Consider the following 12,558-nt stretch of genomic DNA (forward strand, 5'->3'; position numbering starts at 1 on the left):
AGAAACCTTTGCGTCAGCTCTTTCTATCCATCTATTTTAAGTTAAGCGGATCTGCGCACGTTGATCAAACGTAATCCATTATCAATCCATTTCGATAAGTTCAATTTCGTTTTCAAAACTTCTAAGTCATTTAATAGCTGTTGCCTCGTTGTCGGAAGTAACGGCTTTGACGTTAATACCTCCACAATTTCCAAACGTAGCATCCAATCCTCAGGAAAGCTCTCAAGCTCTGAAACAACCTCTTTTATCGTTACGATGATCTCCTGCGGCGTCTTTTCCTCTTCACGAAGATCTCGAATCTGGCCGTACAGTTTTTCTAAACGCGTTTGAGGTTTGTGCTCGGTTTGGACGTTGGTTGCTCTTTCTATTTCGGTACCAAAGAAATGTTCACTGTCAGCTGCACCAGCAAACACAGAAGTAATTCGCTCTCCAACAGCCATGTCAAAACTACCCTGATCGGTTTCAAATATAATCTGATTTTTCCACGTGATCTTTGCGTGAGCGATGCGAAGCAGTACGACCTTTTTATTGTTTCGAACTATCTCTTCCAACACACCTTCTACAGTAATGCCGGATTTGAATGTCAGGGTGAATGGTTTATGCATGTGAATTCCGTGATTCAGAAAATCTTCTTCACTCCAATCCTCAAGAGCCAGCTCTGAGTCTAGCAATCTTCCAACCGGAGAACCGAAGCCTTCTCTATGATCCTCTTTTCCGTGACCTCCGATTACCTGATCTTCGATTGATAAAGCGGTCGGGCCATTCGTATTCATGTAGATGGCTTCCCCGTTTTCGTCTCGTATCAGATTTTCAAAAGTACCGGTAACCTGAAGTCCGGAGCTGTATACCGCTGTGGCAGTATTTGCCGATCGTACCGCTTTCTCAAGGCTTTCTGTTCCTCCTGCCTTGAATGCCATTGTTTCAGCAAACTTCTCCACCGCTTCAGTCAGCTGGTCAAAATCGCGGCAAACAAAGAGCTGAGGCTGCTGTGTCGTAATATCGAAGCCAGTGTTGATTGCGGTTTCCAAGTCGAACGGCACTTTTTTCACCTCGTCCGATAGACTGTTCACACCTTCACCGATCGAGGAAAGCAGCCCGGACCCGTAAAGAACAGGGTGATCCACCGTTCCAATCATCCCGAACTCGACCGTCCACCAGTACAGGCGTGAGATCTGTTCAGCTTCCGACACCTCTTGAACACCCTCCTGCTTGATTTGGAGATTTGCTCGTGCTGCTTCGACTTCCACTTCTGTAGCGGAACCATCCTCAAGTAAAGCAGAAAGGGTCCGAATCGCATCAAACACCTCGTGTTCCTCTTTTGTAGCGAGTGCTTTGGATCCAATCTCACCAAACCGTTTTACAAATTGGGCATATTGTTCGTCACATAAAATGGGAGCATGCCCAGCGGCCTCGTGTATGATGTCAGGTGCAGGTGTGTAGTCAATGTTTTCAAGCTTTCGGATTTCAGTAGCGATCGGCAAGTAACCGTGCGCCTGGAAATCAAAAAAGGCGACAGCAGGAATGAACCCATCGATTGTAACTGCGCCCCACCCGAATGGTTGAAGGCGTTCATTCATTTCCTCAATTTTTGGAATCGAATCGATATGGATCCCAGAGGAAACGAGACCATTCGTATAAGCTCCATGGGCAACATCCTTCAAGAAGTTGTGGTTCTGACGCATGACATACCGCCAAACGGCATGGTCGATCGGGCTATATTTTTGATAATCTTGCTCCACCACATATTTTCTTAAGTGCGCAGGTAACGGTCTTGGACTCATTTTTCAGCTCTCCTTTTCTTTTGTAAAATAAAAAAATCCTCATCCTCTTAGTATGTGTTTGATAAACACCATACTAGGGACGAAGAGTTTCCGCGGTACCACCCTAATTGATGAACGATTTGTTCATCCACTCGTAAAAACAGCCTGTTTTGGTTGCAATGTAATTCACATCGACTACTGCCTGAACTTCCACCAAACGTCCAGTCTCTATATGCTGCCTATAGTCATGCTACTGCTTTTGCAAGGCTATTTTATATTCACCTTTTATACTAACACGCTTAAACGCTTTTAAGTACTAAAGTTATTAATAAAAACTATACACAATGATTTTGCCGGCGTCAAGAACTTTTTTAAAATAAGGGGAAATTGTGTAGCTGCCTATTGAATAAGTCCTCGTAGATATAAGTCCGACTAAAAACAGGACTTCAGAAAAATTCTTGGGTTATGTAACGTAAATATACCAGAAATCCTTCATCTAGATAGGTTTCTCAGGCGTTTAAATTGGCTTATTCTCTAGTTGGGTTCGCCTTCTTTCGTACCGATTCTTTCTAAGTCTTCCAAGGCGTCTTGAAGTGCCAATAATTCATAAATGATCGTCAGTCGCTGCGAAATATGCCTTTTTGTAGTGGATTCGTCTGTTCGTTCACGACGTCCTTGCTCGTGTAAAAACAAAAGATCGAGACATCCGATCAGTTCAAAGTGGTCTTCACTCATTTTATGATCCGGATCCTGTAAAACTGCTGCTACTGAGTCAGCAGCTTTCGAGACGATTACAACATTTTCAGAAGACAATTTAGTCTTTTCTATATCAAGAGAGAGCAAATTTCCAAAATGATAGAGAATCTTTTGGAAATACTCCAGCTTTTTTACAAGTATTCCGAATTCACGTATCTCACTAAGATTGTGTCGTCGGTACTTCCATTCCTCTCGCTGAAATTGGGCAAGATTGAAAGAACGTTCCATATCCTTACTTAGACGTTGGTACTCCAGCTGTAACTGGCGGGGACTTGCACCTTCCACGAACCTGGTCAGGATACCACCGGACCGCTCATACAATTTATTTACTTGTTCTTGCACCATATCCATGTAATGAGGTGGGAGAATCATAAAATTAATGATTGTCGATACACCTAATCCGATCAACGTCGTTAACAGCCTTACAAAAAAAGAAGATACAAAATGTTCTTCGGTTTCCGCAATCATAGCTACGGAAGTTAATGTCGCGACTAACATACCCGCATCTAGACGGAGTTTATGACAAACAGCAAGTGTCAAGGTAGCTGCCAACGCATATGCCAGGGCTGATTGGCCAAGAAAGGATTCAAAGAACATAGCAAACCCGGCACCAATAGTAGCTGCCGGAAATCGTATCAATCCTTTTTTAATGGAGTCTGAAGCTGTTGGTTCAACCGTAACTATTGCTGTAATAACTGCAAATAACACGGGTAAATGAAATAAATTGCAAATCAATGCTGTTATGAAGGCAGCAAGTCCTGTTTTCAGTACCCTACTGCCAATCCATTTTTTTATCGTTAATTTTTTCACGCAACATCATCCTGAACAAAGATTCATTAATCTACTCCTTTATTGTACCAATTGGTCTATAGTAATACTACCGGGCTTCTAACTCTATTTTAAAAAGGAATATTCAATGAGTACTTCACTCAAGAAAGACGTTTTTATGGCTAAACCAATCAACGAACTCTTCTATTTTCACTTCGGAATCTATGTTAATTCCAATCGAATTTTGTTACGGGAAGGATCCTCTGTCCAAATACCGCCGTTTTCCTCGATAATTGGCACATTGATTTTCTCTAACCGTGTTATAACTAAGTTTCGCGCTTCCTCAGTTGGCAGGATGATCGAGAACCAATTCATCCGAATATGATTCTCGTCTGGAGCCGGCGAACCTTTACCGTTCCACGTATTCAGCCCGATATGATGATGATAGCCCCCAGTCGAAACGAACAACGCTTGCTGACGGAACGGAATCGTAATATCGAAACCTAATCCATCACAGTAAAAGGCTTTCGCCTCCTCTAGGTCAGCAACATGCAAATGAATATGGCCCATCACCGTTTGATTGGGAAGCCCGTTCCACTCCTTCTCTAGACCGGCCCGAACAATAGAATCAATATCTAGCGGATCACTGACAAGCGGAAACTCTCCATTTTCCTTGACCCACTCCGATTCTGGACGATCGGCATACAGCTCGATGCCGTGTCCATCAGGGTCTGAAAGGTAAAATGCCTCACTGAAAAGATGGTCAGAAGCGCCTTGAAGCGGGTAGCCTGTTTCACCGATATGACGGATCATTGTTCCTAAATCACCACGAGTCGGTAGTAGGATAGCAAAATGAAACAGACCGGTTGTGCGCGGTTGTTTCGGCAATACGTGATCCGGTTGTTCGATTGTTATAAGCGGTGTTTTCGAATCCGCAGTAAGAACCGCACCCCTCTCACTATGTTCAAGCACCTTAAATCCAAGTGTTTCTGTATAAAAGGATAACGAACGTTCGAAATCCGAGACCGTTAAATGAATTTGTCCGGTATACGTATTTGGTGATTGGTGAAAGTTCATTTGTAACAACTCCTCTAGCTTTTCACTTACTTTTATAAAGTAACTTTTAATTTATTATATTACGATCTATTGATTAAATCAACCTTAATGATCCTTCCGGTTTATTCCATTCAGGACATATTCTTTCCGAAAATTAAGGGATTGAGGCTTGCAAATCACTATTTTTCGGAGACATTCTCCTATAGTTTAGGGGGTTGTTTCCCGCAAATCGTTTTTCCAGGACTCGTTTTCCTAAAATCTAGGAGGTTGTGTCCTGCAAATCGTGTTTCCAGGACTCATTCTCCTAAAACCTAGGAGGTTGTGTCCCGCAAATCGCTTTTCCAGGACTCATTCTCCTAAAACCTAGGAGGTTGTGTCCCGCAAATCGTTTTTTCAGGACTCATTCTCCTAAAATCTAGGGGGTGTGTCCCGCAAATCGCTTTTCCAGGACTCATTCTCCTAAAATCTAGGGGGTGTGTCCCGCAAATCGCTTTTCCAGGACTCGTTCTCCTAAAATCTAGGAGGTTGTGTCCTGCAAATCGTGTTTCCAGGACTCATTCTCCTAAAATCTAGGGGGTGTGTCCCGCAAATCATTTTTCTGGGACTCGTTTTCCTAAAACCTAGGAGGTTGTGTCCCGCAAATCGCTTTTTCTGGACACTTACTCCCTAATTCCATGCGCACTTGTCCAGATTACCTCTTTTTCTGGACATTTCACCGTAAAAGTTGAATGAGATTGTCCAGAGAACACCTTTTTCCACAGGCGCACTCCTCCCTCAAAGACACAAGGATGCACCCGCCAAAACAACAAAAAACACTACCCGATCTTAATCTTCGGGCAGTGTTTATGTACTTATTCCGCTTTTGAAATATAATCTTTGAGTGCGTGGAGTGCTTCCTCTTCGTCTTTCCCATCTGTAATGATTGTCACTGTTGAACCTGAGCCAATTGCAAGACTCATAATCCCCATAATGCTCTTTGCATTCACCTTTTTACCGTCCTTTTCTAAGAAAACATCGGCGTTAAAACGATTTGCCTCTTGCACGAAAAGCGCCGCAGGACGAGCCTGCAATCCGGTTTTCAATTCAACCGTCAGTTCTTTTTCCAACAATTGACCATTCCTCCTTATATGTTCGTTCAAAAAGGTTGATGAGGTACCCCGTACACTGCTACAAACTCATCCGAGACCGTCGATACATACTTTTTTGAACACCATCATTAATCCCACTTAGTTAATCTATATATCGGAACATTATAAAAAATGTGTAGAGAACTTTTCAGAGCAAAAGAAAGCGCTATCTTCTATGTGTAAAAAAATGAGGCTAACCCAGATTGTCCCATCAGGTCGTTCCGTTAGCCCTCTTCTTCAAATGGTGCTGAATCACATTGCAGCAAACCGTAAAACTCGTCTTTACACGCGGCCTGAACGAATTTTATTCGCGAGTTCATCGAGCTTACGGAGCCGGTGATTAATGCCCGACTTACTGATTGGGCCCGTCGAAACGAGATCCCCTAGCTCCTGCAATGAAACATCCGCGTATTTGACGCGAAGCTCTGCAATTTCACGAAGCTTATCCGGTAACTTTTCAAGTCCAAGCTCCCGTTCGATCAAACGGATATTCTCAACCTGACGCATCGCTGCCCCGACCGTTTTGTTCAAATTGGCGGTTTCACAGTTTACCAGTCGGTTGACGGAATTTCGCAAATCCTTCATGATCCGTACGTCCTCAAAATAGAGTAGAGCGGTATGGGCACCTATCAAGGTGAGAAAATCTGAAATTTTCTCTCCTTCTTTTAAATAGATGATGTAGCCCTTTTTCCGTTCTAGCATACGAGCATTCATGCCAAACGAATTAATCAAATTACACAACGATTCCGTATGTTCTTCATACATCGAAAAAATTTCTAGATGATAAGAAGTTTCGGGATGATTGAGTGAACCTCCTGCAAGAAATGCTCCTCGAAGATAAGATCGCTTACAACAGCTCTTTTTCGTCAGTGCTTTCGAAAGCGTCCGCTTGAATGTGAAGCCCTCGCCCATAATATCTAATTCGTCCAATAGGGTCCTGGTATCCTGCTTGATCCGGACAATATAGACATTATTTTTTTTCAGTCGCATTTTTTTCCGAACGAGCAATTCTGCCGGGTACGAATACAGCTGTTTAATCAACGTGTAGATTCGTCTTGCGATCGCCGCATTTTCAGTCGGTATATCTAGAATCAATTCCCGGTTCGCGAGTGAAATGGAACCATTCATCCGGATCAGTGCCGCGAGTTCCGCTTTTGAACAGCATTTTTTTACTTCTAGCTTGGTTAACTCTTTTTTTGTCTCTGATGCAAACGACACGACTTACACCCCTCTTTCGTTTATGCCCGAGGGTTCTAATCGGATACTAGATCAAGGATCAGCTCGGAAACACGTTTAGCATCGTGCCTTATTAACGAATCATTATATTGAACTATTTTATCACTGATGACGTCAAATCCAAAAGATTTTAACCTCTCTTCATCAAACTGTACAGGTTCTCCGCCTTCAGATTTATATTTTTCCAGCACCTTTTCAGGCACGTTAGCATTATTGACAATAATCGTATCAATAATCTGCTGACCTGTATGAGTAACTAAAATATTGACATGATCAGCGGCAGTAAAATGATCGGTTTCACCAGGCTGCGTCATTACGTTACAAATGTAGACCTTTTTCGCTTTCGACTTTTTGATTTCATCCGTAATGCCTGGTACGAGCAGGCTTGGTAGAATGCTCGTATACAAGCTCCCTGGCCCGATCAGGATCAGATCCGCTCTTTTTATCGCGCGCAGGCTTTCCGAGAGCGGTTTTACCGTGTCTGGAGTCAGGTATACCCGAACGATTTTTTTACCCGTATGTGGAATTTTCGATTCACCCGACACAATCGTCCCGTCGTTCAACTGGGCATTTAAAACAACGCTATGATCGGAAGCCGGCAGCACCCGACCACGTACATTCAATACCTTTGACAGCTCACGAATTCCCGTTACAAAGTTGCCGGTAATATCCGACATTGCAGCCAGTAACAGATTTCCAAGGGAATGTCCAGACAACCCGTTCCCGTTCCTAAAACGGTGCTGAAACAGCTGTTCAACAAGGGGTTCGACCTCGGACAATGCAGCTAAAACATTCCGGATATCACCTGGGGGCAGGATATCGAGCTCCTCCCTCAGCCTCCCGGAACTCCCGCCATCATCGGCAACGGTCACAATTGCCGTGATATCGACAGGGAACTTTTTCAAGCCTCTCAGTAAAACAGATAAGCCCGTTCCACCACCGAATACAACGACGTTAGGCCTTCGATTTGACATTATACGTTCTCTTTGCATCTTTTTCGATATCGCGATGGCTGCTATGGACGCGATAATCTTTACCTAAATAATCCTTCAAATGTTCAGCAAGCGTGACAGACCGGTGTTTTCCGCCTGTACACCCAACCGCTATGACGAGCTGGCTTTTTCCCTCTCGCTTATAATGCGGAATGATGAAGTCGAGCAGTCCCGTCAGTTTTTCGATGAACTTCTGGGTTTCCGACCATTTTAAAACATAGGAGGACACTTCTTCTTCAAGGCCTGTTTTTGGCCGCATGTGTTCAATATAATGCGGATTCGGTAAAAAACGGACGTCAAATACGAGGTCCGCATCAATCGGCATGCCATATTTGAACCCGAACGACAGGACGTTCACTGTAAAAGGGTGAGCTTCATTTGACGAATACCGCTCGATGATCCGTTCCCGAAGCTGTAATGGTTTTAAATCCGTCGTATCGAGTATATTCTGTGCTCTCCCCTTCAGCTCCTCAAGCATTTCCCGCTCAACCTTGATGCCATCAAGTGGAAGGCCATTTGCTGCAAGTGGGTGAGAACGGCGTGTTTCTTTATATCGTCGGACGAGTGTTGTATCCTTCGCATCTAAAAATAAGATCTGTGGTTTTACAGATGTACTGTCAGTCATCAAGTCGATCGTCTCAAAAAGCTGATCGAAGAATTCACGTCCACGGAGGTCCATGACAAGTGCAACCTTTTTAAGCTTCCCGCCGGATTCCTCCATAAGCTCGACAAATTTAGGCAAAAGCGCAGGTGGTAAGTTGTCGACGCAAAAGAAACCAAGATCCTCAAAGCTTTGCATGGCAACCGTTTTTCCCGCACCGGACATTCCTGTGATGATGACCATCTGAAATTCATTCTGTTCCATCTAACATCCCTCGCTTTCGTCTTTAGTCTATCTTTATTAGGCGAACTTTTATTAGCCCACTTCTTTAGGAAGGATCCAATCGATAACTAAGCAATTCAAACTCTGGTGTATACGTAAATGTTCCGATGATCATACCGCTTCCTGTCACCATATAATCAAGGATATGGTGATCACCAGGAGCCATCGGCAACGTGGCAATCTCTTCTTTCGGTTTCCAGGCGAGCTTTCCCTCATCCGATTCGGTGAGCAGCTCCCCTTCGGATTCAGTAGCATAAAAGGTGAACATCATCCATTCTTGAACGATTTGATCACCATCTTTAATGATGAAATTAAAGACACCCTTTAATTTTGGATTTAACAAATACAACCCGGTTTCTTCACGGTACTCTCGAACAACAGAATCCTTGATCGTTTCTTCTGATTCCATTTTCCCGCCAGGCGCAACCCACCAACCTCTCCTCGGTTTTTGGAGCAATACGACCTGGTTATCCTTTTCGAGTACACAATTTGTAACTCGTTGCACGTGAATCACCTCTTTCTATCATTATACTATGTATCAAAGCCCATCAACAAACACATATCCATGAAAAATGGAATGAACCCACATCATACCTTTTCTCTATAAAGGGGTTGCATCCTCTATAAATAACAATATTGAGGTGCTTCGGCGAACCTAAAGCCTTTTGGTATAAAAAACTCGACTTCCACCTACACAATCCCACTAAAAATGCACAAAAAAATAGCACGGAAACGATTGTTCCGTGCACAAAGATAAGAAATTTATTAAAAGGGGGTCAATTTCTTAATTGTATAATAACTTATCAATATTTCACCTCTGTTACAATCCCATTAAGACAGAATTACGTTTTCAAAAAGTCAAGCTTTTTTCAAACTATTACCATCCCTAGCTCCAAAGGTGCACACTTTTAAAAATGTCGACCCAGCAAAGAAAACTCGGCCGGGCCAAGCCTCCAGTTAATTTTTAATGCTTAGTTTTTCCATTAACGATTCCACGTAATGTTGTGCGCTTTGTGCAGCAATGCTTCCATCTCCTGTAGCGGTAACGATTTGACGAAGGGTTTTTTCACGGATATCGCCCGCTGCAAAAATGCCAGGGATCTTGGTTTCCATTTCTGAGTTTGTTTCTACATAGCCATTTTCATTTGTAATTCCAAGGTTTTTCACAGCTGCATTCAATGGCAGCATCCCGATGTAAATGAATATACCATCCGCTTTGAACTCTTGTTCCTCACCGTTTTGCGTATTGACAAGCGTGACACTTCCAACCTTGTTGTTTTCCGCATTGACCTCTTTGACCGTATGGTTCCAAATAAAGTCGATTTTTTCATTATCAAATGCGCGATCTTGTAAAATTTTCTGTGCGCGAAGCTTATCCCGGCGGTGTACGATCGTAACCTTCGACGCAAATCTCGTCAGGTATACGCCTTCTTCAACCGCAGAATCTCCGCCTCCAACAACGACAAGCTCTTTTTCTTTAAAAAAGGCTCCGTCACAAACTGCGCAATAGGAAACACCGCGTCCGCTCAATTCCTTTTCACCTGGAATGCCAAGCTTTTTGTACTCAGCACCTGTTCCGATAATGATCGAACGAGCCTTATATTCCTTACCGCCACCGACAAGAACCCGTTTATATTCCTCGCCGTCGACAATTTCCTTCACATCGCCATATGCATATTCCGCACCGAACTTCTTCGCATGTTCGAACATTTTATTCGACAAATCCGGTCCTAGAATATGGTCATACCCTGGGTAGTTTTCGACATCCTCCGTGTTCGCCATTTGACCACCCGGAATTCCACGCTCGATCATCAATGTGCTTAAATTTGCACGTGACGTATATACAGCTGCTGTCAATCCCGCAGGACCTGCACCAGCAATAATCACATCATAAATGGTTTCTTCACTCATGCTCTCCACTCCTTAATCTATAAAATCAATTCCAATTTTCCCTATCGTTAGTTTTAACGAATCTTATTTTTTATATTAGAGGGCGTCGTGAATTGTCGACTTGTGAACCTCTACTTATAGTATCGTATTAAATGAAGCTTGTTTAAGTCTAATAAAATGCTCAAAAGATAGCGCAGATATACTTTTTTCCATATTTATAAAGAAAACTCGGCGATTGCCGAGCCTTTAGGTGAAATCAGAGTCGTAGTTGCCCTTATGCTGATAGAAAGTATTTATGCTTTCTCGTGCAAAAAAACACCCTCTCAAAAAGGAAGAGAAGGATGGATCATTCAAGGTATTGGAATTATTTTTTCTTTGCAATTTCTTTTCGATTAGGAGCTAACGGTGGCTGTTCTAACCATTTATTTTTTACCATGAGATTAAACCATTTTTTAGTGACTGTTAGATTTTTTAAAATGACACTTTCATAAGTCGTTACAAGGTCTGTTCGCATGGCTGATGCTAAACCTGCCCCGTTATACATTTGTGCAGCTTGGTACAAGAAACCGATATGATACAACATCAGCTTATCGGAAAAAGGAGAGTCGGTTGAGGTTGTAACTTCAGTCTCCCACGATTTAGGAACTGGTAAATTATCCTTGTTCATTATTTTTGATAAGGATTGGATTTGACCATCAGCCGTTTTCTCGGAATCCTCTAAAAACTTTCTTACTTCTTTTGATTGAGCGACCTGACTGAACCCAATAGATAGGGTTTTAGCCATGATGCCCTTTTTAAGGTTGAAAGATATACTTATGATTTCCGGTGCTGCTAACTGTCGTCCTTTTCCGAAAAATCCATCCGTGAAGTCCTTGCTAGAAACAAATTCAGGGTTTTTAGCTGGATAAAAATAAGGATCTCTTTGAAAGCTTCCTTTCTCAAGTAATAAATCGATCGTTTGATGATACATTCTTTTCGCAGCATTATCAGTTGAATCGTAAAAAAACCGTAAATCTTCTCGAACCGAAACACCTAATGAAGTGGTATGACCTAACAAACCATGTAAAGTCATGATATGTAAATAATTCAGGCAAAAGATGTCTGTGAACAATCTTTTTGTTCCTTTATTGAGATCAGATTCAGTAAATCCGATTGGAACTGGAAATCCCTCATTCTCAAGGAATGTTACGATTTGTTTCTTTTGTTGTCCAAATGTTTTGATCGCATCCTCAAAAATTATTTTTATTTCTTCGTCATCAATAATAGAGTACATATATCTATTTACTACATCTGTCATTGTTCCGTTTACATACTGTCCCCACAATGTTCCTATTTCGGAAGATGTCAGTTTTAATTTCTCTTTATCCACAACAATCACCTCTTGAGTATTCTTTACCAATCCGTATAAGTATATAAGAACCTATTGAAACTTTTAGGAGGGGTATCGTACTTGAAATGATTGTATGAACTTTAGTGGCTGCTTCTTTGTTCTTTTAACGTGAAAACAACAATAATATCAATTAAGACAGTAATAATATATTTTAATACGATAAATACCCTGTTATAATCAAATTAAAAATAAAAAGGAGAGATGCTTTTTATGAAACGAGAAACATTCTTTTTAAAATTCGTTGTTGTTCTTATGGGACTTCCTGTCCTTGCTTTATGTATCTTTTTGTTGCCTGGGTTATCGGAGTATGTGGCAGAGATAATTCCAGAATTATCATATATGAAATATCTCTTTTTAATCGGCATGTATGCAACAGCCATCGTGTTTTTCTTTGCTTTGTATCAGACTTTAAAACTTTTAACCTATATTGACAAGAACAAAGCGTTTTCGGAATTATCGGTTAGTGCCTTAAAGTTTATAAAATACTGTGCCATCACAATCAGTATCTTGTATATAGCGGAATTACCAATCATCTATCTCATAGCAGATGCAGACGACGCTCCAGGTGTCATGTTAATCGGATTGGTCATTACTTTTGCTTCAATGGTGATTGCTATCTTTGCCGCTGTTCTTCAAAAGCTATTAAAACATGCTATCGGTATAAAATCAGAAAATGATTTAACGGTCTGAGGTGAAAACA

General features: G+C 41.9%; 11 protein-coding genes. 1 reads left to right on the top strand and 10 read right to left on the bottom strand.

Going from position 1 to position 12,558, the window contains the following annotated elements:
* Positions 1–41: 41 nt before the first annotated feature.
* The 10 genes from MOJ78_RS18205 to MOJ78_RS18250 all read right to left on the bottom strand — a co-directional run bounded on the left by MOJ78_RS18205 (position 42) and on the right by MOJ78_RS18250 (position 11,837).
* A complete protein-coding gene (locus MOJ78_RS18205; RefSeq protein ID WP_304978741.1) occupies positions 42–1,781 on the bottom strand; it encodes an aromatic amino acid hydroxylase in 1,740 nt (579 codons plus the stop codon).
* A 513-nt stretch (positions 1,782–2,294) separates the two neighbouring features.
* Entirely contained in the window at positions 2,295–3,326 is a 1,032-nt protein-coding gene (locus MOJ78_RS18210; protein WP_304978742.1) for an FUSC family protein, read from the bottom strand.
* Positions 3,327–3,506: 180 nt separating this feature from the next.
* The gene (locus MOJ78_RS18215) at positions 3,507–4,361 is read right to left on the bottom strand and encodes a VOC family protein (protein WP_304978743.1); all 855 of its coding nucleotides are present in this window, start codon (positions 4,359–4,361) and stop codon (positions 3,507–3,509) included.
* 830 nt (positions 4,362–5,191) lie between these two features.
* A complete protein-coding gene (locus MOJ78_RS18220; RefSeq protein ID WP_304978744.1) occupies positions 5,192–5,449 on the bottom strand; it encodes an HPr family phosphocarrier protein in 258 nt (85 codons plus the stop codon).
* Positions 5,450–5,749: 300 nt separating this feature from the next.
* Complete coding sequence (whiA, locus tag MOJ78_RS18225) at positions 5,750–6,685, bottom strand: DNA-binding protein WhiA (protein WP_304978745.1); 936 nt, start codon at positions 6,683–6,685, stop codon at positions 5,750–5,752.
* A gap of 35 nt (positions 6,686–6,720) precedes the next feature.
* The gene (yvcK, locus tag MOJ78_RS18230) at positions 6,721–7,677 is read right to left on the bottom strand and encodes a gluconeogenesis factor YvcK family protein (RefSeq protein WP_304978746.1); all 957 of its coding nucleotides are present in this window, start codon (positions 7,675–7,677) and stop codon (positions 6,721–6,723) included.
* The gene (rapZ, locus tag MOJ78_RS18235; protein ID WP_304978747.1) at positions 7,658–8,560 is read right to left on the bottom strand and encodes an RNase adapter RapZ; all 903 of its coding nucleotides are present in this window, start codon (positions 8,558–8,560) and stop codon (positions 7,658–7,660) included. Before rapZ ends, yvcK begins: the two co-directional genes overlap by 20 nt.
* Before the next feature lie 64 nt (positions 8,561–8,624).
* A complete protein-coding gene (locus MOJ78_RS18240; RefSeq protein WP_304978748.1) occupies positions 8,625–9,083 on the bottom strand; it encodes an 8-oxo-dGTP diphosphatase in 459 nt (152 codons plus the stop codon).
* Positions 9,084–9,535: 452 nt separating this feature from the next.
* Positions 9,536–10,489 carry a thioredoxin-disulfide reductase gene (gene trxB / locus MOJ78_RS18245; protein ID WP_304978749.1) on the bottom strand — a complete coding sequence of 318 codons (954 nt, stop codon included), beginning with the start codon at positions 10,487–10,489 and terminating at the stop codon, positions 9,536–9,538.
* Positions 10,490–10,832: 343 nt separating this feature from the next.
* A complete protein-coding gene (locus tag MOJ78_RS18250) occupies positions 10,833–11,837 on the bottom strand; it encodes a DUF3231 family protein (protein ID WP_304978750.1) in 1,005 nt (334 codons plus the stop codon).
* 231 nt (positions 11,838–12,068) lie between these two features.
* Between MOJ78_RS18250 and MOJ78_RS18255 the strand changes: the two genes are divergently transcribed.
* Positions 12,069–12,548, top strand: a complete 480-nt coding sequence (locus MOJ78_RS18255; protein ID WP_304978751.1) for a DUF2975 domain-containing protein — start codon at positions 12,069–12,071, stop codon at positions 12,546–12,548.
* Positions 12,549–12,558: the final 10 nt, after the last annotated feature.

This window comes from Alkalihalobacillus sp. AL-G, from assembly GCF_030643805.1.
Lineage (GTDB): Bacteria > Bacillota > Bacilli > Bacillales > Fictibacillaceae > Pseudalkalibacillus.